This window comes from Micromonospora sp. WMMD729, assembly GCF_049315225.1.
Taxonomy (GTDB): Bacteria; Actinomycetota; Actinomycetes; order Mycobacteriales; family Micromonosporaceae; genus Micromonospora.
Genome location: NZ_CP186059.1, coordinates 5,249,116 through 5,275,377 on the forward strand (window position 1 = coordinate 5,249,116; position 26,262 = coordinate 5,275,377).

The following is a 26,262-nucleotide window of genomic DNA, read 5'->3' on the forward strand; positions in this document are numbered from 1 at the left end:
CCCCCCGGGTCCCACCTCACATCGGGCCGGCCCGGAACGTTGATCAAGAGGCTCGTGTCACGAAGCGCGTGGGATCTGACGCGAACCTCTTGATCAACGCGTCCAAACCCGGGTCAGGGGAGCAGGTGCAGGTCTCCCAGGTTTGCCGACTCGAGGTCTTCGCGGATCACCGCCGCGTCGCCCTCGACGACCAGGGTCATCGCGTCGGGGTGCAGGTGGGTGGCCGCCGCGGCGGAGATCTGGTCCACGTCGGCGTTGAGCAGTTCCTCGCGCAGCCGGGCGTGGTAGTCGTCCGGCAGGTCGTGCACGACGAGCGTGGTCAGGGCGGACGCGATCGCCCGCGGGCTCTGCAACTCGACCGAGAGCTGCCCGGCCCGCCACGAGCGGGCCACCGCCAGCTCGTCCTCGGTCACGCCCTCGGCCTGCGTACGGGCGATCTCGCCCACCGCCTCGACCAGGGCCGGCGTGGTGACCGCGGTCTGCACGCCGGAGCTGACCGCGAACCGGCCGAACCGGCGGGACGAGGCGAATTCGCCCCGGATGCCGTACGTGTAGCCGCGCACCTCGCGGATCAGGTGGTTGAGGCGGGAGGTGAACGCGCCGCCCAGGACCGTGCCGGCCAGGGTCATCGGTACGTGGTCGGGGTGCCCCCGGTGCGGCGACGGGTGACCCAGCCGCAGCGTGGACTGCACCGAGCCCGGCCGGTCCACCAGGATGATCCGCCGGCCGGCGCGCAGCGGCACCTCGATCGGGCCGCCCTGCTCGGCCGGGCCGCCGCCGGTGCCGGCGAACGCCGCCGCCGCCAGCGCGTCCAGGTCGATCCGGTCCAGGTCACCGGCGACGACGAGGGTGCCCGGCCGCAGGAACCACTCGGAGTGGAAGACGGTGATGTCCTCCACGTCCAGGGCGGCCACCGAGTCCGGGTCGCCGTACATCGGTCGACCCCACCGAGTGTCGGCGCCGAACAGGTCGGCGCGCAGCGCGGCGTCGGCGCGCGGACCGGGGTTGGCCCAGTCCATCCGCAGCGCGTTCGCCTCGTCGTCGCGGACCCGACGCACGTCCGCCGGGTCGAGCCGGGGCGTCCGGACGGCCTCGGCGAGCAGTTCCACGGCGGCGGTCAGCCGGTCCACCGGGACCTGGACGCTGACCTGGAACGAGTCCCAGTCCAGCCCGGTCACCAGTTCGGTGCCGAGCGCCTCGATGGCCAGCGCGTACGCGGTCCCGTCCCGCTGCGCGGTGCCCTCCTCCATGGCCTTGGCGAGGACGCCGCCCAGCCCTTCCTTGCCGGTCAACTCCCGGCCGGCGCCGGCGTCGAGCAGCAGCAGCGCGACGGCGAGGTTCTGCCCGGGCAGGTGCGCGGCGACCACCTGGCCACCGCCCACCGCACGGCGGACCACCGGCGGAAACCGGTACGGGCGAGCGGCACCCGGGCCGGGACGGGCGGTGATCAGCGTCATGCGGTCTCCTCGGGCACGTAGGTCAGGGTCACCCGGTCGGCGGCGCCGAGCACCTCGGCGGCCGTCTCGGCGATCTGCTCGGCGGTCACGGCGAGCCAGGCGGGCAGCCGGTCGGCGGCCCGCGTCGGGTCACCGAACTGGGTGGCGTACCGGCCGAGCGTGTCCGCGCGGCCGTCCACCGTCGACATCTGCCGCCACCACGCGGTGCTCAGCAGCGCCTTGGCGCGGTCCAGTTCGGCGGCGGTGACCGGCACGGTGGCCAACTCGTCGACGACCTCGGCGAGCCCTTCGGCCAGCCGTTCGGCGCTCACCCCGGGCCGGGCCGTGGCGGTGGCGATCAGTGGCGCGGGCGCGTGCGCGAGGTCCACCCCGTACGCACCGACGAGGTCGGGTTGGGCGATCCGCTCACCGTCGGCGAGGCGCTGGTAGAGCCGGCTGCCACGACCGCTGCCGAGGACGGTCGCGAGCACGGTGAGCACGTCGTACCCGGGGGTGCCGAACGGGTGACCGCGGTGCGCGACGTAGACGCGCGGCGCGGGCACGTCGGCGGTCACCGTCTCCACGGCGGGCTGCCCGGTGGCCGGCACGTTCCGCCCGTCCGGGGCGGCCGGGATGTCGTCCCGGGCGGGCAGCGCGCCGAAGTACTTCTCGGCCAGCGCGAACACCTCGGTGGCGGGGGCGTCGCCGACGACGGTCAGCACCGCGTTGTTGGGCGCGTAGTACTTCTCGTGGAACGCCTGGAACGTCGCGAGGTCGGCGGCGTTCAGGTCTTCCATCGAGCCGATCGTCGAGTGGTGGTACGGGTGCCCCGGCGGATAGAGCAGCGGCAGCAGCCGCAGCCAGGCATCCCCGTACGGAACGTTCTCGTAGCGCTGCCGGCGCTCGTTCTTGACCACCTCGCGCTGGTTGTCCAGCGTCTCCTGGGTGAGCGCCGGGACCAGGCCACCCATCCGGTCGGCCTCCAGCCAGAGCGCCAACTCCAGGTGCTCGGCCGGGACCGTCTCGAAGTAGTTCGTCCGGTCCGGGTTCGTGGTGGCGTTGAGCGAGCCGCCGGAGCCCTGGATCAGCTTCATGTGTTCGGTCTTCGCCACGTTCACCGAGCCCTCGAACATGAGGTGTTCGAAGAGGTGGGCGAAGCCGGTCTGCCCGGCCGGCTCGTGCCGGGATCCGACGTCGTACCAGAGGTTCACGGCCACCGCGGGCGCGGTCCGATCCTCGCTCACCACCACACGCAGGCCGTTGTCCAGTCGGGACGTCTCGATGGGCCAGGGGTAACCACTGTCGGGCATGGCACGACGCTATCCGATCTCGCGGGCGGAAAGGTGACGTGCGGTGCGTCGGCGAGCCGACCCACCCGCCCGCATCGAGTCCGCCGCTCGGGGTACCGCAGGGGTATGACCCCACCAACCGCCGGACCGGCCGCCCGCGCCGTCGAACGCGCGAGCGCCGCGCTCGGCCGCCTGCGCCGCGGCCGGTTGCTGCATCCGGCGGGCGCGTCGTTCGCCGCCCAGGTGACGATCTGGGGTACGCCCGGACCGCCCGTCGGGGTCGGCCTGCTGGACAACCCCGGTGTGTACGCGGGCACGGTCCGCCTGTCCCGGGGGACGCCCACGCCAGGCGGCTGGCCGGACGTGCTGGGCCTGGCGCTGCGCGTGCACGTCGAGGCGGGGCCTCCGTTCGACCTGCTGGTGAGTTCCAGCGGCGCCGCTCCGGTGCTGCGGAACCTGCCGCTGCCCCGCCGCGACTTCTCCGGGACGTACAGCACGATCATGGGCTACCGGACCGGCCGCCGCCGGCTCTGGTTGGCCGCGCTGGCCGACCCGGAGGCGGTCGACCTCGGTCGCACCCTGTCCGCCGTCACGGCCGTGGCCCGGGCGGACGCGCCGCGGCTGGTGCTCGCGGTCGCGTCCGCCGTGGGGCCGTGGCGGCCGGTCGGTCAGGTCGGCATCGGCGCCCCGCTGGACGCCCGCCAGGACGCCGCGCTGGCGTTCGACCCGGTGCGCAACCTGCCGGCCGGGCTGTGGGCGGCAGGTCCGCTCGCCTGGCTGCGCGAGCAGACCTACCGGGGGTCACGTCGGGCCCGCGGGGCGTCGACTCAGTCCGGCGGTTCGACGGCGGCCACCGTCTGATCGGAGGTACGCCGTTCCAGCACCGTGTCCGGGGCCGCGTTCTGGTCCGCCTCGCGCAGGTCCGATTCGGCGAGGATGGCCTCGGCCTGCGCCTGCGGATCGTCGCTGCCCACCGCGGCCTCCTCGGGAAGGAGGTGGTGGGCGCGGGACTCCGCCCGCTCCTGATCGCTCTGCTCGTCAGTCATGGCACCCCTGTTACCCCGGGCCCGGCATTCGCACGCGGTGTTCACTCCGCATCCTGGGACGAGGGACCGGCGAGCCCGGTTCGGTCGGGTAGGCTGGCCGGGTGATGAGGACGTATCCATGGTTTAGGCAGCCGGCTCGCACGCCGGTGACTTCACCATGATCTGACGTCACCACGGACCGAGCCGGCCGGGCAGGAACTGTCGTTCCCGCCTCTCTGCGTACGAGCAGCCGGCTCGTCCCGGGCACCGGCCCCGGGCACGGTCGGCGAAAGGATGCCCACCGTGACGACCCCGGAGACCGATCGGGTCAGCGACCAGCGGATCGACCGCGTCGTGCCGCTGACCACACCCGCCCTGCTGCACCACGAGTTGCCCCTGGACGCCCCACTCGCCGCGGCCGTGTTGACCGACCGCCGCGCGGTGAGTCGCGTGCTCGACCGCGAGGACGACCGCCTGCTGGTGGTCGTCGGCCCGTGCTCGGTGCACGACCCGGCGGCCGCGCTGGAGTACGCCGAGCGGCTGCGCGCCGCCGCCGACCGGCTGGCCGACGACCTGCTCATCGTCATGCGGGTCTACTTCGAGAAGCCCCGCTCGACGGTCGGTTGGAAGGGCCTGATCAACGACCCCGGGCTGGACGGCAGCGGCGACGTCAACACCGGCCTGCGCCGGGCCCGGGCGCTGCTGCTCGACGTCCTGCGCCTCGGCCTGCCGGTGGGCTGCGAGTTCCTCGACCCGATCACCCCGCAGTACATCGCCGACACGGTGGGCTGGGGCGCGATCGGCGCCCGGACCGTGGAGAGCCAGGTGCACCGGCAGCTCGCCTCCGGCCTGTCCATGCCGATCGGCATGAAGAACCGCCCCGACGGCAGCATCGGCACGGCCGTGGACGCGATCCGCGCCGCCGGAGTGCCGCACGTCTTCCCCGGCATCGACTTCTCGGGCACCCCGGCGATCATGCACACCCGGGGCAACACCGACGGTCACCTGGTGCTGCGCGGCGGCGGCGGTCGGCCCAACTACGACGCGGCGTCGGTGGCCGGGGCGCTCGACCTGCTCCGCGCCGCCGGACTGCCCGAGCGCCTGGTGATCGACGCCAGCCACGCCAACAGCGGCAAGGACCACCGCAACCAGCCACGGGTCGCCGCCGACGTGGCCGCTCAACTGGCCGCCGGCCAGCGCGGCATCACCGGCGTGATGCTGGAGTCGTTCCTCCTGCCCGGCCGGCAGGACCTCGACCCCACCCGCGAGCTGGTGTACGGCCGCTCGGTGACCGATGCCTGCCTCGGCTGGGACGACACCGCCGAGGTGCTCGCCGAGTTGGCCGCCGCCGTACGCGCCCGCCGGGCCGCCCTGCCCACGCACGCCTGAGAGGTGTGATGGCCGGCACTGCGGTGCACGGAACACGAGCGGGCGGTGCCTGGTTAACTGAGGTGTCGGTGTGCTCAGTGTCCCCGGGCCTCACCTAAATAGCCCTCGCGGAATACCGTTCGGCTGGAGCCGCGTCGCGCCACTCGCCGAGAGGCGACATACACACCGACACCAGCGCCGCCCCCGGCTCACGAGGCCGGGGGCGGCGCTGTCTGTCCCGGGCGGACGTGACGTTTGACCGATTCCGGCCCGGGTAGCTGATCGGCGTGACCGACGACGCTTCCGTGGCCGATGAGCCGGACACCCGCGCCCTCGACGACCTGCTCGACGACCTCTACCGGGGTCAGGAACGCATCACCCAGGCGGAGATCTACCGCCGGGCCGTCGCCACCGAACTTCCGCCGGAGCTGCTCGCTCGGATCGACGCGCTGCCGGAGGGCGAGTACGCGGTGGACGAGGCCAGCGACCTGCTGGGTGGCAACGTCGGGTGAGCGGAACGAGCGCAGCCAGCGAGCCCAGCGACGCGAAGGGACGACACGCCATGACGCACCACGAGGACCACGAGGAGAAGGTCCCGGCGCTGGGCCAGCCGCCGGAGGGCAGGGACACCACGCCCGAGCCGGACTTCGCCAACGAACACGACCGCACGGCGGTGGACCGCGACATCATCACGGGCGCGGACGAGGACGAACGGGAGCCGGAGTCGCCGCACGGCTGGTCCGGCATGCAGCGTTGACGCGGGTACGACAGCGGGGGCCGGCGAATCCGCCGGCCCCCGTCGCGTCGTACCCGTCGTCGGTTCAGTCGTCGTCGTGCCCGCCCTCGGCGGCCTGTTGCGCCGTGGCGTACGCCATCTGGAGGAAGTCGGACGCGGCCACGGCGGTGAGCGCGGTGGCCACCAGGCGCGTCAGCCGGGGGGCGAGCACCAGTCCTCCGGTCAGTCCGGTCGCCACCCAGACCGCCAGGCAGAACGGGCAGCTCAGCAACTCGCCGATGGCGTGCCGGGTGGAGCTGCCCGAGTCGCGGACCTGCTCCATCACCTCGCCGCTGCCGATCGGCCGGTCGTACCGGGTGAACGGGGCGCGCAACGGGCTGGTCACCGCATCCTTGGACAGCAGCCGGCTGAGCTTGTGCGTGGCGATGGAGAGCAGCACCACGTCGGCGGCGGCGGGACGCTCGGGCACCGGCCGGCCGGTCACCTTGACCAGGCCGGCGAGCGCTCCGGTGACGCCCGCGTAGGTGCCCATCGCCGCCAGGTAGCCGCCGAGCGGACGGTGCTCGTGCGGCGCGTACGCCCGGCGCAGCCGCGCCACCCTCTGTCGCAGGCCAGTGTCGGTCACCGGTCTCCTTCCATGTCGTCGTGGTTCCAACGTTCCGGGCTGTCGGTGGTCTCACCCGGCCTGGAGGTTGTCGGCGACCTCGCGGACCAGGTTGGTCAACGCCTCGTCGGCCAACTGGTCCGGGTCGGTGCCCGAGCCGTCGCTCAGGTCGAGCTGGATCCGCGCACCGCCGGAGTCGGCCGGAGCCACCCGGATCTCGGCCGCCCAGTCGGCGTCGCCCCAGCGGGCCCGCAGCTCCTCGCCACTGACCTCGGCCGGCGGGCTACCGTCGTTGCGCAGCGGCGCCGGCAACCAGGCCGATGCCCGGGCCGGGTCGGTGGCCGTGTTGAAGACCACCTCGGGTGGCGCGGACATGCCGCGCACGACTCGCGCCGCCATCAGGCGTCCCGCAGACGGCTCGGGTCGACCTCCCGGCCCGGGTGCCGGGCCAGGTACTCGGTCTCCAGCTCCGCGGTGCGCCGCAGGTGGTTCGCGAGCGCGGAGTCCGCCGCGTGCCGCAGCGTGTCCAGCCGGGTGCGGTGCAGGCTGTGCATCTCGCGGATCAGATCGTCGTCGGTCAGCTCCGTCGGGTCGACGCCGACCGCGTCGCCGTCGAGGTCGGCACCGACCGCGTCCCCGTCGAGGTCGGCGAGGTGGTCGCCGCCCCACTCGGGCACCCTCTGCTCCGGGCTCATTTCCGTACCGCCGCTGGACGGGAAGCCGTCCTCGCGTACCGATCCGGTCATCATCGCCCCCTGGTCTCGTTTGGGCTGGCGTCTAGACGGATGCCCACACCGGGTGACGCCAAACCCTCCCGTCCACGCGCCAGCTACGACACCGTGTCGGAGACCGCCGCCGGTCCCGGTACCCTCGACGCCATGAGGTGGCTCTGGACCCCGGCGTGGATCGCACGTCACGTGGCCATGGTCGTGCTGGTCGGGAGCTTCCTCGGGCTGGGCTGGTGGCAGATCAGCCGGGCCACCGCCGGCAACGACCTCAGCTGGGGGTACGCCGTCGAGTGGCCGATCTTCGCCGGCTTCGTGGTGTACGTCTGGTGGCGCGAGGTGCGCCTGGCCCGCCGCGCCGCGCAGGGCGCCACCGAGCCTCCCGGCGCGCCGGCCGACGAGTCGACCCCGGCCGTGGGGGCCGATTCCCGACCGGCGGTACGCCGACCGGTGCGGGTGCGGAGGGCACCGGTCAGCGCTACGCACGGTGACGACGCGGCGCTGGCCGCGTACAACGACTACCTGTCATGGTTGAACGCCAATCCGGGCGCCCGGCCCGGTGACTATCCCGGCTGAGCCGGGCCTGAAGAAGGACGGACGACGTGGGCGCAGCCCTTACCCGGTACCGCGTGATCGCCTGGATCGTGGGCGTGGTGCTGATCCTGCTGGTCGTGATCGGGATGCCGCTGAAGTACGCGTTCGACAACCCGGTCGTGGTGGAGACGGTCGGCCCGGCGCACGGCTTCCTCTACATGATCTACCTGGTTGCCGCGTTCGATCTGAGCCGCCGGGCCGACTGGCCGCTGAAGCGGATGCTCCTGGTGATGCTGGCCGGCACCGTGCCGTTCGTCTCGTTCTACGCCGAGCGTCGCGTCACCGCCTGGCTGGACCGACCCGCCACCCGTACGCCGGAGCCGGTCGCCGGCTGAACGGGCGGCGGAGGCCCGTCAGCGGTTCGGCCGCCAGGGGTCGGCCGAGGCGAGCGGGTCCACCCACCCGCCGTACCGGTTGACCTCCCGGGCCCGCAGCAGCGCCCGGGTGACCTGACCGAACTGCCGCTCGTCGTCGGCGCTGAAGAGCAGCACCTCCGCGCCCCGGTGCCAACCCCACAGCTCGTACGGCGGTGGCCGCCAACGGTCACCGACGAGGGCGAGCGCGGCCGGTAGCAGGAGCACCGCGCCGAGGATGAGGTACGCCCCGGCCGTCAGCCGTTGCAGGCCGCCGCTGAAGCCGAGGAGCAGGCCGACCACGCCGATCATGGACGCGGTGATCCCGACGGCCCGGACGGCGATCCGGTCGTGCGGGCCTCGGGTGGTACGCAGGTGGGTCAGGTCGGGGACGCGGTAGCTGGTGCGGCCGACGGTGAACCGGTCGACGGTGACGATGATGCCGGGTCGCGCGTAGAGCAGCGTGGACCTGGCACCGGGCACCGTTCGCTGCGGTCGCGTCGTTGCGCCTTCACGATTCACGGTTCCTCCCGCGGGTGCGGTCTGTGGGAGTCGGTCCGTCACCACGGGCGTGAGTGTTCGATGACGGGATTCCCGGCCCCGAACTCCATTGTGTTGGGGCGCTGCCACTCCACCTGGGCATTTACGGCGGACCGACCGGTCACCCCCTCGGGCGACATGGCCGGGGAACAGCATCCATTTCATCTTTTATCGGGTATGGCGCGCTGTTAACCGGCGGCATGCGCCGGGAACGACGAAAGTCGCATATCGGTCATATTGCGGTAAACGGACGCTGTCCAGCCTTCTCCCCCGTGTCGGCAGCCCCGTTGACGCTGTCGTTCCGCAGCGGCACTTCCTGCCACTTGGTCAACATTCGCCCCTGCTTCAACTGCGCAGCACAACCGTCCCGGGTTAGGTTGGGCGAGCCGGTCCGGCCCAGTGCCGTCCACCAGGACGACCCCGGCCGGTGTCGCCGAGGGCGTCAGCAGCCCCGTCGGCGGCCGTGGGAGAGGAGCCTCTCGCTCTTGTCATCCCTGAGAACCCTGCTGCGTACCGTGGCGCTGGTCGGCCTGTCGGCCGCCCTGATCGCCCCGACGGCGGCGGCGCACGCCGAGCCGTCCCCCGCAGACCTGACCCGCCGGATCGAGACGTCCTCGGCCGAGCTGGAGCGGGTCGTGGAGTCGTACAACAAGCTCACGGAGGACATCAAGGTCAACAAAGCCGCGGTGGCCCGATTACAGGCCCGCATCGGCCCGCTCGAACAGCAGGCCGAGCAGAGCCGGGCGGACGTCACCGCACTCGCCAACAGCGCGTACAAGAGTGGTGGTCTGCGTACCGCCGACGCGCTGCTCCGGCCCGGCGGATCGGCCGCCCTGCTGGACCGGCTCGGCACCCTGGACCAGCTGACCCGTCAGCGCCAGGAGCGCATCTCCGGCTTCACCGACAACCAGCGACGGCTGCTCGCGGAGAAGAAGCGGCTGGACGCCACGCTGGCCCGGCAGGCCGCGCAGGCCCGCGAGTTGGCGGCGGGCAAGACGCGCATCGAGAAGGACCTGGCCGAGCTGTACGAGCTGCGCCGACAGGCGTACGGGGCGGCCACCGAGCGACCCGCGCCCAAAGCGGCCGAGGTCGAGGCCCGCAAGGCGCCGGCCGTCGCCGGGGACGCCGGCACGGCGGTGCGGTACGCCTACGGCGCGATCGGCAAGCCGTACGTCTGGGCGGGCGAAGGGCCCGGTGGGTACGACTGCTCCGGGCTCACCCTGGCAGCCTGGCGGGCGGCCGGACGGTCGCTGCCGCACAGCGCGCGGATGCAGTGGGGCGCGGTCGCGCACATCGGTAAGGGCGACCTGCGCCCGGGTGACCTCGTCTTCTACAGCGGCCTCGGGCACGTCGCGCTCTACGTGGGCGACGGACAGGTGATCGACGCGCCGAGCGCCGGTCGCAACGTGCTCAAGCGCGGCATGAACATGATGTCGATCCACGGCTACGGCCGGGTCCGTTAGCCCGACCCGATACGGCGAACGGCCGGCGTCCCCCTATCGGACGCCGGCCGTTCGCCGTCATTACTACCAGGTCAGGCTGCCTGCAGCCCCTCCGCCCGGGCCAGCTCGCGGAGCCGGCCGAGGGCCTGGATCTCGAGCTGCCGGATCCGCTCGCGGGACAGCGAGAAGCGGGACGCGACCTCGGTCAGCGAGTGCTCGCGGCCGTCCTCCAGCCCGTAGCGGGCCCGCATGATGCCGGCCGAACGGTCGTCCAGGTGGTTGAGCAGCCCCTCGATGCGCTGCCGCTCCAGACCGCTGAGGACGATGTCCTCCGGGGACGGCGCGTCGCTGTCGGCGACCAGGTCACCGAGGTTGGTGTCGCCGTCGTCGCCGACCGGGGTGTCCAGCGAGACCGTGTCCTGCGACCAGCGGCGCAGTTCGTTGACCCGCTCGACGGTGACGCCGAGCGACGCCGCGATCTGCTCCGGCTCCGGGTCGCTGCCCAGCTCACGGGTGAGCTGCCGGGTCACGTTGCGCATCCGGTTGACGTCCTCCACCAGGTGCACCGGCAGTCGGACGGTGCGCTCCTGCTGGGCGATCGCCCGGCTGATGGCCTGGCGGATCCACCAGGTGGCGTAGGTGGAGAACTTGTAGCCGCGCTCGTAGTCGAACTTCTCGACCGCCCGGACGAGGCCGGTGTTGCCCTCCTGGATCAGGTCCAGCATGGGCATCCCCGAGCGCACGTAGCGACGTGCGATCGACACGACCAGTCGCAGGTTGGCGCGGATGAAGAGATCCTTCGCGCGCTCACCCTCGGCGACCAGCCGATCCAGGTCGGCCCGGTCGACACCGTCGGGAACGGCATCCTCGCCGAGCAGGTGCTCGGCGTAGAGGCCCGCCTCGATCGCCTTGGAGAGATCGACCTCCTTGGCGGCGTCCAGCAGTGGCGTCCGGGAGATCTCGTGCAGGTAGACGCCGACCAGGTCCCGCTCCTCGGCGACCTCGTCGGTACGCATGCCGATGTTCTTGTCCACGTTGCCCACGGTCCCCTCGCTCGCGCCGGTTGCCCGGTTCCTTGCCATTCCCCACGTCGGTCAGCCCCTGGTAACTTCTGCTGTGCCCACCGGTGCTGACACCTACACAACAGATGAGACGTGTCGGGTGTTCCATTTCGTGAGTCGAAAGTGTCACGAATGCCTGAGTAGTTGCTGAGAGCACGGTCCATGTTTGCTGTCAGCACCCGTCGGGTGGCGCGCCACTGGGCACCTCGAACGGGCTGGTGGATCGACGAATCACCGATCGCCCGCACCATAGGCAACACCGCCCGCCGCGCTGGCACAGCGACCCGGGTCACCACCGCGCTGCGATCCTGGTCACTGCCAGATACGCAGCGGTGGACCGGTCGGTTCATCCACGAGGGTGTTATTACCCTCCGGCCGGTTGAACAATCCGGAGGCCCGTTCGCTTCCCGGGCGGGGCGGGCTCAGGAGGCGAGCAGGGCGAGGGCGCCGCGCACCTGGTCCGCGGAGCGGGCGAGGGCGGCCCGCGCGGCGGCCACCCCGGCACCGGAGACGAGGGTGACGAGCGCCGTTTTCAGGTCGCCGTCGGCCTCGCCGAGGGCCCGCCGGGAAACCTCCTCGGAACACCCGGTCGCCTCGACCAGGATCGAGATCATTCGGCCCCGGAGTTTGGCGTTGGTGGCAACCATGTCGATCATGAGGTTCGAGTAGACCCGCCCCAGGCGCACCATGACGGCGGTCGAGAACGCGTTCAGCACCAACTTCTGCGCCGTGCCCGCCTTCATCCGGGTCGACCCGGTGACCACCTCCGGTCCGGTGTCCACCCCGATGAACACGTCGACCGACGGGGCGGCCTCCGCCTCCGGATTGGCGCAGAGCAGCACCGTCGAGGCACCCGTGGCGCGGGACGCGGCGAGCGCCCCGAGGACGTACGGGGTGCGTCCGCTGGCAGCCAGACCGACCACGAGGTCACCCGCACGCACACAACCGGCCGCTTCGAGCGCACCGCCCCGGTCGTCGTCCTCGGCGTCCTCCACGGCGCGCACCATGGCGTCCGGGCCGCCGGCGAGGTGCGCGCAGAACCAGTCCCGGGGCGAGTTGAAGGTCGGTGCCAGCTCGGCCGCGTCGAGCACGCCCAGCCGACCGGAGGTGCCGGCCCCGAAGTAGTGCACCCGGTTGCCGCCACGCAGCGCCGCGACGGCCAGGTCGACCGTGGCGGCGATCTCGTCGAGCACTGCCGCGACCGCCGCCGGCACCCGCCGGTCGGCCTCGTTGATCACCGTGAGGACGTCCCGGGTCGACATCAGGTCGAGGTCGGTGCTGAGCGGGTTACGCCGTTCGGTGGGGGCGCCCACCCGGACCGCCGGTCGGGTGCGCGGTGCTGCCATGTCCTTGTCCGGCTCCACCGAGCCGGGCGTCATGCCCGCCTCCGACTTCCGCCCACCCGGTGCGACTGGACCGCCTCGGCGGTCGCCTCCAGGGCCTTGCGGGCGCGGGACCGGTTGCGGGCGGCCACCCCGACGAAGAGGCAGTCCACGACCGTGAGCTGCGCCAACCGGCTGGCCGTGGCACCCGAACGGTAGGTCGTCTCGCGGGCCGCTGTGGTCAGCACGAAGTCGGCGACCTCGGTGATCGGCGAGCGCGGGAAGTTGGTCAGCGCCACGGTGCTCGCGCCGCGCGTCCGGGCCTGCTCCAGCACCTCGATCACGTCCGAGGTGGTGCCGGTGTGCGAGATGCCGATCGCCACGTCGCCACGACCGAGCAGGGCGGCCGAGGTCAGCGCGGTGTGCACGTCCGGGAAGTAGAAGGCGATCCGGCCGATGCGGTGCAGCTTCTGCTGGAAGTCCGAGGCGACGAAGCCACTGGCCCCGGCCCCGTAGATGTCGATCCGGCCGGCGCCGGCGATCGCCTCGACGACCTGCTCGCAGACGGCCGGGTCGAGCTGTTCGGCGGTCTCCTCGACGGCTCGCGCGTCGTTGAACGCGATGGTGGCGATGATCTGGGCGAGGTCGGCACCGGGCGGGATGTCACCGCCGACGACACGGGCGTCCGGCGGCTCGACGCGGCGGGCGGCCTCGGCGGCGAGCCGGATGCGCAGCTGCGGGTAGCCGTCCATGCCGACCGACCGGCAGAACCGGATGACGGTCGCTTCCGATGTCTCCGCTGCGGTGGCGAGGTCGGTGATGGTCCGCCGGGCGGCGGCCGCCGGGTCGGACACGACCAGTCGGGCGACCCGCTGCTCGGCGGGCGACAACGACGGCAGCAAGCCGCTGATGTGGACGATCAGTCCACCGGGCTCGTGACTCGCAGAAATCTTCGGACTCTTCGCCACGGGTGAAACTTACTTTCACGAAGCGTGAGCGTCAACCATCACCGTATGTGGTGGGAAAGTGTCGACGATCCGGATCAAGCCTTTCGCACAGCCTGCCACGTACCCAGGATCGCCGCCTCATCCGCCGGGTCGAGTCCACCCTGCCGTACGTCGCCCGGGTGGGCGCTCATCCAGGAGGCCGTCGCCCGAACGGTGTCACCCAGCGGACGGACCGTCAGCCCGGCCTCCAGCGCCGGGTCGGCGTCCCGGTCCATCAGGCCGGCCCACTCCGGCAGCCGTACCCAGAGGGGCAGCGCGCGCTCCCCCGACCACTCGCGTACGTCGTGGGCCAGCAGGAAGTCCTGGTCGACCCAGGTCAGATGCGCGTTGGGGCCGTTGAGTGCGGCCGCCACGCCCGCGAGCAGGTCGGCCCGGGACATCGCCGGACCGGTGCCGTCGTACGTGCCCACGAGCCGGGTGTCGGCGGCGTGCAGCAGCCAGGCAGCCAGGTCCGCGACGTCCACGAACTGCACCCGGTCGGTCGGCTGTCCCGGCGCAAGGACCTCGCCGCCCCGCGCCAGCCGTCGCACCCAGTACGGGAAGCGGTCGCTGGGATCCTCGGCCCCGACGAGCAGGCCCGCCCGGCAGATGAACGAGCGGTCCTCGCCCATCCGCTCCCGGACCAGTCCCTCGATGCTGACCTTGCACTCGCCGTACCAGCGGTGCTCCGGGCCGACGGGCGCGTCCACCTCCGGCGGGGCGGGCGGCAGCACCGGGGCGTCCGCCGCTCGCTGACCCGGGGTCGCGTTGTCCGCGTACACCGAGATCGTCGAGACGAACGACCAGTGACCGACGTGGTCGGCCAGCGCGGCGAGCGCGTGCCGGGCGTAGCTGACCTGGCGGGTCACGTCCACCACCGCGTCGAAACCCCGGCGGGCCAGCGCTGCCAGCGCCGCCGGGTCGTCGCGGTCCACCGGCACCAACCGCGCGCCCTCGGGTACGGCGCCGGACACGCCCCGGGCCGCACAGGTCACCTCGTGCCCCCGCGCGACGGCGAGCCGAGCCACCGCCCGACCAAGAAACCGGGTACCCCCGAGAACCAGAATCCGCGCCATCCCCCGATCCTGCGCCGCCCCACCCCGAAAAACCCAACCCCTCTGCCAAGGGCAGACACCCCACCCCCCCTGCCCCACCCCACCCCCAGCCCGTCGATCATGAAGTTATTGCCGCGACACGCCGGTCCGGAGGGCAACAACTTCATGATCGACGCGCTGCGGGGAGGGTGGAGGTGGGGCAGGGCGGGGTGGGTGGGGTTAGCGTTTGGGACATGGTGGGACGGAGTGTGGTGGTCACCGGTGGGGGCGGCGGGTTGGGCGGCGCGGTGGTCGCCTCGTTCGTCGAGGCGGGCTGGCGGGTGGTCGTACCGCGACGGGGTGGCCCTGCCGGGTCGGAGCCGGCGGCGGACGGGCTGGTCCGGGTCGGCGCGGACCTGACCGAGCCGGCGGACGTGGCGCGGGTGGTCGAGGCCGCCACGGCCGACCAGGCCGCGCCGCTGCGGGCGGTGGTGAACCTGGTCGGCGGGTACGCGAGCGGCGGCCTGGTGCACGAGACGCCGGTCGAGGAGTTCGAGCGGATGTTGACCCTCAACCTGCGCCCCACGTACCTGGTGACGCAGGCCGCGCTGCCGCATCTGGTGGCGGCCGGCGGCGGCGCGGTGGTGTGCGTCTCCGCCCGGGCGGCGGTCAGCCCGTTCGCCGGGGCGGCCGGTTACGTCACGGCCAAGGCGGCGGTGCTGGCCTTCGCCAACGCCGTCGCGGTGGAGTACCGCGCCCGCGGCGTCCGCTGCAACACCGTGCTGCCCAGCGTCATCGACACCCCGGCGAACCGGGCAGCGCAGCCCGAGGCCGACCACTCCCGCTGGGTCGGCCCGGACGAGATCGCGCCGGTGATCCGCTTTCTCGCCTCGCCGGACTCGGCACCGACAAGTGGGGCCACCGTCCCGGTCTACGGACGCGCCTGAACCAGCAGCGGCACGTCGCCGGGCCCGGCCCGCCCCGGCGCCTCCGGCGTCCCCGTCGACGGCTGCGCCGGGTCGGGTCGGCTGTCCGACGGCAGCCAGGACGCCAGGTGGGCCTGGATCTGCTCGGTGACCTCCTCGGCCGGACGCCCGGCGTCGACGAGCACGAAGCTCGGGTACTCGGGCAGGGTCCGGTAGGCGGTGTCCGCCGCGGTCAGCCAGCCCATCGACTCGTGGTCGGTACCGCGCTCCTCGATGCGCCGGTACGCCTCCGCCGGGTCGACGGCGAGCAGGAAGGTCACCTGCGGCGTCGGAAACAGCCGGTAGCCGGCCCGGGCCAGTCGTTCCCAGCGGTGCCCGCCGTGGGCGCGGATGCTGGCGTACTGACAGGCCGAGTAGCGGTCCATGACGGCCGTCCGCCCGGTGAGCAGGCAACTGAGCAGGGCCGCGGCGATGGCCAGCCAGCGCAGCACGGACTCCACCGCGAGGACGCCGTCGCGCCCGACGAGTCGTTGCGCGTCCGGCAGGCCGAGCCGGTGGGCGAGCCGGCCGAGCCAGCGACGGCCGCTGGCGTTGCGACGGTAGATGGCGGGACTGCCGGCGGCGGTGAGCGCGTCGGCCAGCCGGTGCGCCTGGGTGGTCTTGCCCGAGCCGTCGATGCCGATCAGAGCGACGGTGCGCAACCGGGCCTTGCGGCGTCGCGTACCCGATGGTCTGGCCACCCTCGACAGGTTATCCGACCCACGCTCGCCTACCGCGACATTCGTACCCGTTTGTTCCTGTTGGCACCCGACCGCGACCAGAGCAGGTGTGGGCGACCGGAATGCCGGGTACGGGGGTTCGAATCCAACCGCCTGTCCACCAACACGACCGACGGGAGATCCAGATGGCTGAGCGCGGGGACGAGAGTCTGGTGCACACCCTGAAGAAGGTCGCCGCCGTGCTCAAGCAGTCCGAGATCCCGTTCGCCCTGGGCGGCAGCTTCGCCGTCTACGCACACGGCGGCCACTCCAGCGACCACGACGTCGACTTCCTGATCCGCGAGGCCGACGTGGAGCGGTCGCTGGAGGCGCTGGTGGCCGCCGGCTTCCGCGCCGAACGGCCACCGGAGGACTGGCTCGTCAAGGTCTTCGACGAGGAGCGGATGGTCGACCTGATCCACCGGCCGATCGAGACGCCGGTGACCGAGGAGACGTTCGCCGACACCGTCGTACGGCCGGTGGACGCCATCCACATGCCGGTCCTGTCCGCCACCCAGCTCATGGTGCACAAGCTGCTCAGCTTCTCCCAGCACTACTGCGACTTCGCCCGCGGTCTGCCGCTGGCCCGGTCGCTGCGGGAGCAGATCGACTGGGAACGGGTACGCAAGGAGACGCAGCACTCGCCGTACGCCGAGGCGTTCCTGGTGCTGCTGGACCGGCTGGAGGTGGTGCCGGAGCCCGGCACCCCGGCAGGAGGGGAGACCCCGTGACGAACGATCAGGCCGGTGGCGCGGCGCCACCCGACGAGTACGTCGAAGCGGAGATCCAACGGTCGCTCACCGAGGATCCGGCCGTCGCCGAACAGGGGATCACCGTCGTCCGACGCGATGACGTCCTCGTGCTGCACGGCGAGGTGGAGAGCCCGCACCGGCGGGAGGAGATCCTGCGTCTCGTGTCGGAGCGTTTCCCGGACGTGCCGATCACCAGCGACATCGGGGTGATCCGCGTCCAGGCGCCCACGGAGATCGAGCAACTGCCCTGAGGGAGGTTCCATGGTGATCCGGATCGCCGCCGTGGGCGACGTACATCTGGACGAGGACGTGGTCGGCCGGTTCCGCCCGGCGCTGGAGGAGCTGCCGGAGTGCGCCGACGTGCTGCTGCTGGCCGGCGACCTGACCCGGCACGGCACCGAGGCGGAGGCCCGCTGCGTGGCGCAGGAGTTCGGTGGGCTGGCCGTACCGGTGGTCACCGTGCTGGGCAACCACGACCACCAGTGTGATCAGGTGCCACAGGTCGTGAAGGTGCTCCAGGACGCGGGCATCACCGTGTTGGAGGGCGACGGCGTCGTCCTGGACTGCGCGGGCGGCCGGCTCGGCGTCGCCGGGGTCAAGGGCTTCGGCGGCGGGTTCGCCGGCCGGTGCGCGAGCGACTTCGGCGAGCCGGAGATGAAGGCGTTCGTCCGGACCACCAACGAGAGCGCGGACCGCCTGGGCGCGGCCCTGCGCTCGCTGGACTGCGACATGCTGGTCGCGCTCACGCACTACGCCCCGGTCCCCGACACGCTGGTCGGTGAGCCGCTGGAGATCTACCCGTTCCTGGGCTCGTACCAGTTGGGGCAGGCGATCGACTCGGCGCCGACCGCCCTGGCCCTGCACGGGCACGCGCACGCCGGCACTGAGCGCGGCATGACCCCGGGCGGGGTACGCGTCCGCAACGTGGCACACCCGGTGATCAAGCAGGCCTACAGCGTCTTCCACGTCGGGGATCAACTCGACACGGACCAGGTTTCCCCACTCGGAGCGTCGGGTACTCAGAGGTCATGGAGCTGATTCTCTGGATTCTCGCAGTCGTACTCGTGGTCGCCGGCATCCTCGCGCTGTTCCGTCGGCAGATCCTGTGGGGCATCGTCCTCATCGTCGTCGGGCTGCTCGTCGGCCCGGGTGGTGTCAGCATCTTCAATTGACGCTCGCACCTCATAACCCATTCGTCACGAACACCGGGACCCGTCGGGGTCGCCGCGACCGGAGCTTCGTCCTCCCGACAGAAGCACCGGCCGCAGCGGCCCCGGCGCTTTTTCGTGGGGTTTGATCGGGCCCCTGCGCGGAAATATCTCGACCATGGAGATAACTCGGGAGGCACGGCCCACCTCCGGCCGGCGGTCGCGCTGGGCGCTCGCCGCCTTCGCGGCGGCGGTCTTCGTCGCGGCCGCGATCGGCGGGCTCGGCGTGCAGGGCACCACCGACGAGTACGCGAGCCTGCGCCAGCCGGACTGGGCGCCGCCCTCCTGGCTCTTCGGCCCGGTCTGGACGGTCCTCTACGCGCTGATCGCGGTCGCCGGTTGGCTGGTCTGGCGGCGGGTCGGCTTCTCCCCCGCCCTGTGGGCGTGGACCGCCCAACTCGTGCTCAACGCCATCTGGACGCCGCTGTTCTTCGGCGCGGGCCAGTACGGTCTGGCGTTCGCCGAGATCGTGGTGATGTGGCTGGCGATCGGCCTCACCGTGGTGCTCTTCGCCCGGGTGTCCCGGGTCGCGGCGGCGCTGCTGCTGCCGTACTGGGCGTGGGTCACCTTCGCCGCCGCGCTGAACCTGTCGATCTGGCGGCTCAACGCCTGACCGGTCCCCGGCGGGTCTCCCCGCCGGAGACCACCAGAGGTCAGCAGCGGGGCACGTTCGGGATGTAACCGTCGTAGCCGGTGTAGACGTACGCGTCGGCGATGTAGCGGCCGCTGCCGATGCGGTCCCAGATCGAGCTGGTGCCGTAGGTCCCGGTGACGGTGGTGCCGCTGGTCTGGCAGGAGATGGTCACCCGGGTGCCGTCGGCGACGGTACCCACCGAGGCGTACCCCGTGCCGGGGCCGGAGCGGACGGTCAGCGGCGTGCCACTGGTGTCGACCGTGCCGTTGCCGCTGCCCGACGAGCAACCGTTGCCGCTGGTGTAGGTCTTGGTGCCCCAGTAGAGGGCCAGGGTGCCGTTGAACCGGACCTGGATGTCGTTGCCGTTGAGGCGCTGCTCGTAGTGCAGGTGCGGGCCGGTGGATCCGCCGGTGCTGCCGACCCAGCCGATCACCTTGCCGTACCCGACGGTCTGCCCGACCGAGACGTTGAAGCCGCTCAGGTGGGCGTAGTAGGTCGTGTAACCGCCACCGTGGTCGATCCGGACGTACTTGCCGTAACTGGTGCCGCCGAGGTCGGTGACCCGGTCAACCGTGCCGGGCGCGCTCGCCACCACCGGGTCGCCCTGGTCGTCGGTGCGGTTGAAGTCGACGGCGTACGCCGGGCTGTGGTCCGACCGGGTCTGCCCCGACCAGGACTGACCGCACGGGAACGGCACCTTGAAGGTCGGCGCGGCCAACGCCGGGCTCGCCGGCGCCACGGCCCCTCCGACGAGCAGGCCCGTCACCAACAGGCTGATCCACCGCTTACGCATCCAGCTCCTCCTATGTTCAAAACCTTCGATGAGGTAGCTCTAGCCTGACAGATTTCGCCAATCTCCGGAAGAGCCCGGAGCTGCGGCTGGAAGCGCGCCCAGCCGGCGGACACGAGGTTTCGGGATTGTTACTCGCTCGTGTCTGACAGGGGGTGGACCAGACCCGATGCAAGCGCTTACATGTGTGGCACGCCCAATCGGACCGGCGCGGGTCACCAGCGGAGACCACGCCGGCTAGGAAGGAGGACGGCATGGCGGTCTTCACCAGACCACGCCAGGCCTTCGTGATCGCCGGTGTACTCGGGCTGGCGGTCACCGCCACCGCTTGCGGTACCGGCAATGACAAGAAGAGCGACAAAGCGGGCTCTGCGGAGTGTGCCGCGTACGAGAAGTACCAGGGCAACGACGGCAAGAAGGTCTCCATCTACGCGTCCATCCGTGACGCCGAGGCCGACCTGCTCGAGCGTTCCTGGTCGCAGTTCACCGACTGCACCGGCATCGAGATCGCCTACGAGGGCAGCGGTGAGTTCGAGGCGCAGCTCCCCGTCCGGGTCGACGGCGGCAACGCCCCCGACATCGCCTTCGTGCCCCAGCCGGGCCTCGTGAAGCGGTTCGCGGACGCCGGCAAGCTGAAGTCCCTCGGCGCCGACACCAAGGCCATGGCCGAGCAGAACATGCCGGCCGACTGGCTGAAGTACGGCACCGTCAACGGGACGCTCTACGGCGTGCCGCTCGGCGCCAACGTCAAGTCCTTCGTCTGGTACTCCCCCAAGACCTTCAAGGAGAAGGGCTGGGAGGTTCCGACCACCTGGGACCAGCTCATCGCGCTCAGCGACAAGATCGCGGCGAGCGGCATGAAGCCGTGGTGCGTGGGCGTCGAGTCCGGTGACGCCACCGGCTGGCCGGCCACCGACTGGATCGAGGACGTGATCCTGCGGACGCAGGGCCCCGAGGTCTACGACCAGTGGACCACCCACGCCATCCCGTTCAACGACCCGAGGATCGTCGACGCGGTCGACCGCGCCGGCAGCATCCTGAAGAACGAGAAGTACGTCAACGGCGGCTTCGGCGGCGTCAAGAGCATCACCACCACCGCCTTCCAGGAGGCGGGTCTGCCGGTGACCACCGGCAAGTGCGCGATGCACCGGCAGGCGTCGTTCTACGCCAACCAGTTCCCCGAGGGCACCAAGGTGGCCGCGGACGGTGACGCGTTCGCGTTCTACTTCCCGGCCATCGACCCGGCCAAGGGCAAGCCGGTCCTCGGCGCCGGCGAGTTCGTCGTCGCGTACGCCGACCGTCCCGAGGTGCAGGCGGTGCAGACCTACCTCGCCTCCGCCGAGTACGTGAACAGCCGCGCGAAGCTCGGCAACTGGGTCACGGCGAACAACAAGCTGGACATCGCCAACGTGGCCAGCCCGATCGACAAGCTGTCCGTCCAGATCCTCCAGGACAAGACGGGCACCTTCCGCTTCGACGGATCCGACCTGATGCCGGCCGCCGTCGGCGCGGGAACGTTCTGGAAGGGCATGGTCGACTGGCTGAACGGCAAGCAGACCGCCCCGGTGCTCCAGGGCATCGAGAGCAGCTGGCCGAAGTGATCACGGCGGTGGCCCGGTTCGCGTACGCGGACCGGGCCACCGGCCGATCCGGACCCGAGAGGGAGGGTTGATGGAGTTCGACTTCGCCGACGAGCAGCCGAAGCTCCTCATGCTGATGTACGGGCTGGTCGCCTTCGTACTGGTGGTGGGTGGTCTGCTCCTGCTGCTCGACGTCGTGCCAGCCTGGTTCGCCCGACGGCGGGAAGCCCAGCTCGTCGCCGCCTCGGTCAGCGGCACGCCACTGACCCGGCGGCCCAAGCAGCGGGAAGGGCTCTTTGCGCTGTTCTTCCTGCTGCCGACACTGCTGCTGCTCACCATCGGTCTTGTCGTACCGGCCATCCGCACCATGCTGCTCTCCCTGATGAACGGGGGCAGCACCGAATGGGTGGGGCTGCGTAACTACGGCTGGATGTTCTCCGACAGCTCCATGGTCCGGGTCCTGATCAACACCCTGGTCTGGGTGCTCCTGGTCCCGCTGGTGGCGACCGCGTTCGGCCTCATCTACGCCGTACTCGTGGACAAGGCCCGCTTCGAGGCGATCGCCAAGTCCCTGATCTTCCTGCCGATGGCCATCTCGTTCGTCGGCGCGAGCATCATCTGGAAGTTCGTCTACGCGTACCGCGGCGACGGCGACCAGATCGGCCTGCTCAACCAGATCGTCGTCAGCCTCGGCGGTGAGCCGAAGCAGTGGCTGCTCGAATCACCCCTGAACACGCTTCTGCTGATCGTCATCATGGTCTGGATCCAGGCCGGCTTCGCCATGGTGGTGCTCTCCGCGGCGATCAAGGCCATCCCCGGCGACATCGTCGAAGCCGCCCGGCTCGACGGCGTCAGCCCGTGGCAGATGTTCTGGCAGATCACCATGCCGAGCATCCGGCCGGCCCTGATCGTCGTGGTGGTGACGCTCACGATCGCCACGCTCAAGGTCTTCGACATCGTCCGGACCTCGACCAACGGCAACTACGACACGAGCGTGATCGCCAGCGAGATGTACAACCAGGCCTTCCGGTACGGCCAGAACGGGCAGGGTTCCGCGCTCGCGGTCTTCCTCTTCATCCTGGTCATCCCGGTCGTGATCTACCAGATCCGCAACCTCCGTCGTCAGCGGGAGGGCTGAGATGACGACCGCAACGCCCACCGTCGCCGCCGGCGCCCAGAAGACCGCCGGCACCGCGTCCACCACCTCGGGCCGGGTCCGCAAGCGGTTGAACAGCCGTACCGCGACGCTCGTGTCGATCGTCATCGCGGTGGTCTGGACGATCCCGACCTTCGGCCTGCTCGTCTCCTCCCTCCGACCGGAGGACGAGATCAAGACGACCGGCTGGTGGACGGCGTTCACCAACCCGCAGTTCACCCTCGAGAACTACCAGCAGGTCCTCTTCGGGCGGTCCTCGTCGTCGGGGCAGCTCGCCAGCTACTTCATCAACTCGCTGGCGATCACCATTCCGTCGGTGCTCTTCCCACTGGCCTTCGCGTCCCTGGCCGCGTACGCACTCGCGTGGATCAACTTCCGTGGGCGGGACTGGCTCTACATCGCGATCTTCGCGTTGCAGATCGTCCCGCTGCAGATGGCACTGGTGCCGCTGCTGAAGTTCTTCTCCACCGGCGTCACCCTCGGCGGCGTCACCCTGATGCCGGCCTGGGACCTGGTCGACGAGCAGAAGTTCGCCCAGGTGTGGTTCGCGCACACCTGTTTCGCGCTTCCGTTCGCGGTCTTCCTGCTGCACAACTTCATCTCGCAGCTCCCCGGAGACCTGATGGAGGCGGCCCGGGTCGACGGTGCGACGCACCCGAAGATCTTCCGCACCATCGTGCTGCCGCTGATCACCCCGGCGCTGGCCGCGTTCGGCATCTTCCAGTTCCTCTGGGTCTGGAACGACCTGCTGGTCGCGCTGATCTTCGCCGGTGGTGGCAACGAGACCGCGCCGCTCACGGTCCGGCTGGCCGAGATGGCCGGCACCCGGGGCAACGAGTGGCAACGGCTCACCGCCGGCGCGTTCGTCTCGATCGTTGTACCGCTCGTCGTATTCCTGTCCCTGCAGCGCTTCTTCGTGCGAGGTCTGCTCGCCGGCAGCGTCAAGGGCTGACCCGCGTGCCCGCCGCCGTCCGGCCCCTCAGGGCGGCGGCGGGCGACGGGTACCGAGCGGGGGAACCGTGACGAAGATTGATGATGTCGCCCGGCTGGCCGGGGTCTCCACGGCCACCGTCTCGCGGGCCCTGCGCGGGCTGCCGACGGTCTCGGCCGCCACCCGACGCCGCGTGCTGGCCGCCGCCGAACAGCTCGACTACGCGGTCTCGCCGAGCGCGTCCCGGCTCGCCGGTGGTCGCACCGGCACGGTCGCGGTGGTCGTACCCCGGATCACCCGCTGGTTCTTCAGCACCGTCGTCGAGGCCGTCGAGGAGCACCTGCACCACTCCGGCTACGACCTGCTGCTCTACAACCTCGGTGGTCGGGAGCAGATCCGCCAGCGGGTGCTGCGCACCGCCAACCTGCACAAGCGGGTGGACGCCATCATGCTGGTCGCCACGCCGCTGCGCCCGGCCGACCTGACCGCACTGGCCGCCCTGGACCTGCCCGGGGTGACCATCAGCTCGGGGAGTCGGGTGCCTCATTGGCCCTGCGTACGCATCGACGACGTGGCCGCCGCGCGCATGGCCACCCGGCACCTGCTCGACCTCGGTCACCGGCGGATCGCGCACATCTCCGGCGACCCGGACGACGAACTGGCCTACACGACCCACCTGGACCGACGCCGGGGCTTCCAGGCCGAGCTGCGGGCCGCCGGCCTGCGACCCGATCCGAGCCTGGACGTGGAGTCGTCGTTCACCATCGACGGCGGCAACCGGGCCGCCGCCGAACTACTCGCCCGCGGTGAGCCACCGACGGCGATCGTCGCGGCGTGCGACGAGATGGCGATGGGCGCCATGACCGCGCTGCGCGATGCCGGTCTGCGCGTACCGCAGGACGTCAGCGTGGTCGGTATCGACGACCACGACCTCGCCGGCGTGCTGGGCCTCAGCACCGTCGCCCAGCCGGCCGCGGAGCAGGGCCGGCTGGCCGCCCGGATACTGCTCGATCCGCTCGGGGGCCGCACCCTGGGTCCGATCGTCGGTCAACGGACCGCCGACGGCGACTCACCGGTGATCCTGCCCACTCGGCTGGTCGTCCGGGAGTCCACCGCACCGCCCCGGGCACACTGAAAAATCAACCACGGCACGACACGGGAGACGACCCTGAACACCGACCCGACGCAGCAGACCGCCACCGGCTGGTGGACCGAGGCCGCCATCTACCAGATCTACCCACGCTCCTTCGCCGACTCCAACGGCGACGGGATCGGTGACCTGCCGGGCATCACCGCCCGCCTCGACCACCTGGTCGAGCTGGGGGTGGACGCGGTGTGGCTGTCCCCGTTCTATCCGTCGCCGCAGGCCGACGCGGGCTACGACGTGGCCGACTACCGGGACGTCGACCCGCTGTTCGGCACCCTCGCCGACGCGGACAAGCTGATCGCCGAGGCGCGCTCCCGCGGCCTGCGGGTGATCGTCGACCTGGTCCCCAACCACACCTCCTCGGCGCACCGCTGGTTCCAGGAGGCCCTGGCCGCCGCACCGGGCAGCGCCGAGCGGTCCCGGTACATCTTCCGGGACGGCCTGGGGCCGGCCGGTGAGCAGCCGCCGAACGACTGGCAGAGCGTCTTCGGCGGGCCGGCGTGGACCCGCACGGTCGACCCGGACGGCCAGCCGGGCCAGTGGTACCTGCACCTGTTCGACACCGGCCAGCCGGACCTCAACTGGGACAACCCGGAGGTGCACGCCGAGTTCCTGGACGTGCTGCGGTTCTGGCTCGACCGCGGGGTGGACGGCTTCCGGGTCGACGTGGCGCACGGCCTCATCAAGCAGGCGAACCTGCCCGACTGGCAGGAGCCGCAGGAGATCCTCTCCGGCAACGAGATCGACAAGCCGCGGCCGCCGATGTGGGACCAGGAGGGCGTGCACGAGATCTACCGGCAGTGGCGGCAGGTCCTGGACGGCTACCCCGGCGAACGGGTACTGGTCGCCGAGGCCTGGGTGGAGCCGGCCGAGCGGCTGGCCCGCTACGTCCGCCCGGACGAGATGCACCAGGCGTTCAACTTCGAGTACCTGCTCGCCTCGTGGACCGCGCCGGCGCAGTACGCGGTGATCACCCGGTCCCTGGAGGCGACCGACTCGGTGGGCGCGCCGACGACCTGGGTGCTGTCCAACCACGACGTGGTGCGGCACGCCTCCCGGCTCGGCCTGGCGATCGGCGGCGGCCGACCCAACGGCATCGGTATCGGCGACCCGCAGCCGGACGCCGCGCTCGGCCTGCGCCGGGCCCGGGCGGCCACCCTGCTGATGCTCGCCCTGCCCGGCTCCGCGTACCTCTACCAGGGCGAGGAGCTGGGCCTGCCCGAGCACACCACCATGCCGGACGAGGCCCGGCAGGACCCGACCTGGGCGCGCAGCGGGCACACCCAGCGGGGCCGCGACGGCTGCCGGGTGCCGATCCCGTGGGAGGCCGACGCCCCGTCGTACGGCTTCGGACCGACCGACGCCAGTTGGCTGCCGCAGCCGCCGTCCTGGGCGGAGTACGCGCTGGACCGGCAGCGCGACGTGCCCGGCTCGACGTACGAGCTGTACCGCACGGCGTTGCGGCTGCGCCGCGCCCACGGCCTCGGCCGGGGCACCCTCGAGTGGGTGTCCTCCGGTGATGACACCCTGGTGTTCCGCAACGGCGACCTGACCGTGCTGACCAACTTCGGGGACGCCCCGGTACCGGTGCCGCCCGGTGCCGAGGTGCTGGCCGCCAGCGGTCCCCTGACCGACCAGGGCGCGGTGCCGACCGACGGGACGGTCTGGCTGCGCGGCTGACCTTCTCGATCGACCGCTGCACCGCCCATCGCCCCCATCGCCCCACCGACCCACCGCTTCCAGCGCGCTGGTTCGGTGGGGCGGTCGCGGGGAGCGGGTGTGTGCATCACGCCCTTTGCTCTGCTTCAACCCGCGCAACAGAAAAGGCCGCCGACTGTCGCGTGGGTTGAAGCAGAGCAAAGGTG

Annotated in this window: 31 protein-coding genes; 18 read left to right on the forward strand and 13 right to left on the reverse strand. The window is 71.5% G+C overall.

Going from position 1 to position 26,262, the window contains the following annotated elements:
• Positions 1-113: 113 nt before the first annotated feature.
• A complete protein-coding gene (locus ACN263_RS23985) occupies positions 114-1,457 on the reverse strand; it encodes a M16 family metallopeptidase (protein ID WP_422736575.1) in 1,344 nt (447 codons plus the stop codon).
• The gene (locus tag ACN263_RS23990) at positions 1,454-2,746 is read right to left on the reverse strand and encodes a M16 family metallopeptidase (RefSeq protein WP_422736576.1); all 1,293 of its coding nucleotides are present in this window, start codon (positions 2,744-2,746) and stop codon (positions 1,454-1,456) included. The genes ACN263_RS23985 and ACN263_RS23990 overlap by 4 nt, the downstream gene beginning before the upstream one ends.
• 105 nt (positions 2,747-2,851) lie before the next feature.
• Here ACN263_RS23990 and ACN263_RS23995 point away from each other — a divergent pair, with 105 nt between their 5' ends.
• The gene (locus ACN263_RS23995) at positions 2,852-3,586 is read left to right on the forward strand and encodes a phosphodiesterase (RefSeq protein WP_422736577.1); all 735 of its coding nucleotides are present in this window, start codon (positions 2,852-2,854) and stop codon (positions 3,584-3,586) included.
• Here the strand turns inward: ACN263_RS23995 and ACN263_RS24000 are convergent.
• The gene (locus tag ACN263_RS24000; protein ID WP_422736578.1) at positions 3,553-3,771 is read right to left on the reverse strand and encodes a hypothetical protein; all 219 of its coding nucleotides are present in this window, start codon (positions 3,769-3,771) and stop codon (positions 3,553-3,555) included. The two genes, ACN263_RS23995 and ACN263_RS24000, sit on opposite strands and share 34 nt — an antisense overlap.
• Positions 3,772-4,044: 273 nt before the next feature.
• On the opposite strand from ACN263_RS24000, the gene ACN263_RS24005 reads away from it, so the two are divergent.
• The 3 genes from ACN263_RS24005 (at position 4,045) to ACN263_RS24015 (ending at position 5,875) form a co-directional block, all read left to right on the forward strand.
• Positions 4,045-5,139 (forward strand): 3-deoxy-7-phosphoheptulonate synthase, encoded by a 1,095-nt coding sequence (locus ACN263_RS24005; protein ID WP_422736579.1) that lies wholly within the window; start codon positions 4,045-4,047, stop codon positions 5,137-5,139.
• A 257-nt stretch (positions 5,140-5,396) separates the two neighbouring features.
• Positions 5,397-5,630: a hypothetical protein gene (locus ACN263_RS24010; protein WP_422740802.1), complete on the forward strand. Its 234-nt coding sequence runs from the start codon at positions 5,397-5,399 to the stop codon at positions 5,628-5,630.
• Between the two features lie 50 nt (positions 5,631-5,680).
• Positions 5,681-5,875: a hypothetical protein gene (locus tag ACN263_RS24015; protein ID WP_421472824.1), complete on the forward strand. Its 195-nt coding sequence runs from the start codon at positions 5,681-5,683 to the stop codon at positions 5,873-5,875.
• Between the two features lie 64 nt (positions 5,876-5,939).
• On the opposite strand, the gene ACN263_RS24020 is transcribed toward ACN263_RS24015, so the two are convergent.
• The 3 genes from ACN263_RS24020 to ACN263_RS24030 are packed head-to-tail and all read right to left on the reverse strand — an operon-like array spanning position 5,940 to position 7,207.
• Entirely contained in the window at positions 5,940-6,479 is a 540-nt protein-coding gene (locus ACN263_RS24020; protein ID WP_422736580.1) for a DUF1360 domain-containing protein, read from the reverse strand.
• Between the two features lie 51 nt (positions 6,480-6,530).
• Positions 6,531-6,857: a hypothetical protein gene (locus tag ACN263_RS24025; protein ID WP_422736581.1), complete on the reverse strand. Its 327-nt coding sequence runs from the start codon at positions 6,855-6,857 to the stop codon at positions 6,531-6,533.
• Entirely contained in the window at positions 6,857-7,207 is a 351-nt protein-coding gene (locus ACN263_RS24030) for a DUF6158 family protein (RefSeq protein WP_422736582.1), read from the reverse strand. The genes ACN263_RS24025 and ACN263_RS24030 overlap by 1 nt, the downstream gene beginning before the upstream one ends.
• Before the next feature lie 129 nt (positions 7,208-7,336).
• On the opposite strand from ACN263_RS24030, the gene ACN263_RS24035 reads away from it, so the two are divergent.
• Positions 7,337-7,759 (forward strand): hypothetical protein, encoded by a 423-nt coding sequence (locus ACN263_RS24035; protein WP_422736583.1) that lies wholly within the window; start codon positions 7,337-7,339, stop codon positions 7,757-7,759.
• A gap of 26 nt (positions 7,760-7,785) precedes the next feature.
• Positions 7,786-8,112, forward strand: coding sequence for a DUF3817 domain-containing protein (locus tag ACN263_RS24040; RefSeq protein ID WP_422736584.1), 327 nt, complete (start codon positions 7,786-7,788; stop codon positions 8,110-8,112).
• Between the two features lie 18 nt (positions 8,113-8,130).
• Here ACN263_RS24040 and ACN263_RS24045 read toward each other — a convergent pair whose 3' ends face one another.
• Entirely contained in the window at positions 8,131-8,613 is a 483-nt protein-coding gene (locus ACN263_RS24045; protein ID WP_422736585.1) for a DUF6232 family protein, read from the reverse strand.
• Between the two features lie 542 nt (positions 8,614-9,155).
• Between ACN263_RS24045 and ACN263_RS24050 the strand changes: the two genes are divergently transcribed.
• Positions 9,156-10,133: an NlpC/P60 family protein gene (locus ACN263_RS24050; protein WP_422736586.1), complete on the forward strand. Its 978-nt coding sequence runs from the start codon at positions 9,156-9,158 to the stop codon at positions 10,131-10,133.
• Between the two features lie 71 nt (positions 10,134-10,204).
• Here the strand turns inward: ACN263_RS24050 and ACN263_RS24055 are convergent, their stop codons facing one another.
• The 4 genes from ACN263_RS24055 to ACN263_RS24070 form a co-directional block, all read right to left on the reverse strand.
• Positions 10,205-11,194 carry a sigma-70 family RNA polymerase sigma factor gene (locus ACN263_RS24055; protein WP_355052221.1) on the reverse strand — a complete coding sequence of 330 codons (990 nt, stop codon included), beginning with the start codon at positions 11,192-11,194 and terminating at the stop codon, positions 10,205-10,207.
• 401 nt (positions 11,195-11,595) lie between these two features.
• Positions 11,596-12,552 (reverse strand): N-acetylmuramic acid 6-phosphate etherase, encoded by a 957-nt coding sequence (locus ACN263_RS24060; protein ID WP_422736587.1) that lies wholly within the window; start codon positions 12,550-12,552, stop codon positions 11,596-11,598.
• A complete protein-coding gene (locus ACN263_RS24065; RefSeq protein WP_422736588.1) occupies positions 12,549-13,463 on the reverse strand; it encodes a MurR/RpiR family transcriptional regulator in 915 nt (304 codons plus the stop codon). The genes ACN263_RS24060 and ACN263_RS24065 overlap by 4 nt, the downstream gene beginning before the upstream one ends.
• Before the next feature lie 74 nt (positions 13,464-13,537).
• Positions 13,538-14,557, reverse strand: a complete 1,020-nt coding sequence (locus tag ACN263_RS24070) for an NAD-dependent epimerase/dehydratase family protein (RefSeq protein ID WP_422736589.1) — start codon at positions 14,555-14,557, stop codon at positions 13,538-13,540.
• A gap of 212 nt (positions 14,558-14,769) precedes the next feature.
• Between ACN263_RS24070 and ACN263_RS24075 the strand changes: the two genes are divergently transcribed.
• On the forward strand, positions 14,770-15,462 hold the full coding sequence (locus tag ACN263_RS24075) for an SDR family NAD(P)-dependent oxidoreductase (protein ID WP_422736590.1): 693 nt from the start codon (positions 14,770-14,772) through the stop codon (positions 15,460-15,462).
• On the opposite strand, the gene ACN263_RS24080 is transcribed toward ACN263_RS24075, so the two are convergent.
• Positions 15,447-16,181, reverse strand: a complete 735-nt coding sequence (locus ACN263_RS24080; protein WP_422736591.1) for a dTMP kinase — start codon at positions 16,179-16,181, stop codon at positions 15,447-15,449. The two genes, ACN263_RS24075 and ACN263_RS24080, sit on opposite strands and share 16 nt — an antisense overlap.
• Before the next feature lie 101 nt (positions 16,182-16,282).
• Here ACN263_RS24080 and ACN263_RS24085 point away from each other — a divergent pair, with 101 nt between their 5' ends.
• The 5 genes from ACN263_RS24085 to ACN263_RS24105 all read left to right on the forward strand — a co-directional run bounded on the left by ACN263_RS24085 (position 16,283) and on the right by ACN263_RS24105 (position 18,772).
• Positions 16,283-16,930, forward strand: coding sequence for a nucleotidyltransferase (locus tag ACN263_RS24085; RefSeq protein ID WP_422740804.1), 648 nt, complete (start codon positions 16,283-16,285; stop codon positions 16,928-16,930).
• On the forward strand, positions 16,927-17,202 hold the full coding sequence (locus ACN263_RS24090) for a hypothetical protein (RefSeq protein ID WP_422736592.1): 276 nt from the start codon (positions 16,927-16,929) through the stop codon (positions 17,200-17,202). Before ACN263_RS24085 ends, ACN263_RS24090 begins: the two co-directional genes overlap by 4 nt.
• Positions 17,203-17,212: 10 nt before the next feature.
• Positions 17,213-17,989, forward strand: a complete 777-nt coding sequence (locus ACN263_RS24095; protein ID WP_422736593.1) for a metallophosphoesterase family protein — start codon at positions 17,213-17,215, stop codon at positions 17,987-17,989.
• On the forward strand, positions 17,980-18,123 hold the full coding sequence (locus tag ACN263_RS24100; RefSeq protein WP_007464364.1) for a GPGG-motif small membrane protein: 144 nt from the start codon (positions 17,980-17,982) through the stop codon (positions 18,121-18,123). Before ACN263_RS24095 ends, ACN263_RS24100 begins: the two co-directional genes overlap by 10 nt.
• 154 nt (positions 18,124-18,277) lie before the next feature.
• Entirely contained in the window at positions 18,278-18,772 is a 495-nt protein-coding gene (locus ACN263_RS24105; RefSeq protein ID WP_422736594.1) for a TspO/MBR family protein, read from the forward strand.
• A 40-nt stretch (positions 18,773-18,812) separates the two neighbouring features.
• On the opposite strand, the gene ACN263_RS24110 is transcribed toward ACN263_RS24105, so the two are convergent.
• Positions 18,813-19,586: a peptidoglycan DD-metalloendopeptidase family protein gene (locus tag ACN263_RS24110; RefSeq protein WP_422736595.1), complete on the reverse strand. Its 774-nt coding sequence runs from the start codon at positions 19,584-19,586 to the stop codon at positions 18,813-18,815.
• Between the two features lie 251 nt (positions 19,587-19,837).
• Between ACN263_RS24110 and ACN263_RS24115 the strand changes: the two genes are divergently transcribed.
• From ACN263_RS24115 to ACN263_RS24135, 5 genes are all read left to right on the forward strand, one after another.
• Positions 19,838-21,184, forward strand: coding sequence for an ABC transporter substrate-binding protein (locus tag ACN263_RS24115; protein ID WP_422736596.1), 1,347 nt, complete (start codon positions 19,838-19,840; stop codon positions 21,182-21,184).
• Between the two features lie 70 nt (positions 21,185-21,254).
• Positions 21,255-22,301 carry a carbohydrate ABC transporter permease gene (locus tag ACN263_RS24120; RefSeq protein WP_422736597.1) on the forward strand — a complete coding sequence of 349 codons (1,047 nt, stop codon included), beginning with the start codon at positions 21,255-21,257 and terminating at the stop codon, positions 22,299-22,301.
• A gap of 1 nt (position 22,302) precedes the next feature.
• Entirely contained in the window at positions 22,303-23,271 is a 969-nt protein-coding gene (locus tag ACN263_RS24125; protein ID WP_422736598.1) for a carbohydrate ABC transporter permease, read from the forward strand.
• Positions 23,272-23,338: 67 nt separating this feature from the next.
• The gene (locus ACN263_RS24130; RefSeq protein WP_422736599.1) at positions 23,339-24,385 is read left to right on the forward strand and encodes a LacI family DNA-binding transcriptional regulator; all 1,047 of its coding nucleotides are present in this window, start codon (positions 23,339-23,341) and stop codon (positions 24,383-24,385) included.
• Positions 24,386-24,418: 33 nt separating this feature from the next.
• Complete coding sequence (locus tag ACN263_RS24135) at positions 24,419-26,077, forward strand: glycoside hydrolase family 13 protein (protein WP_422740805.1); 1,659 nt, start codon at positions 24,419-24,421, stop codon at positions 26,075-26,077.
• Positions 26,078-26,262: the final 185 nt, after the last annotated feature.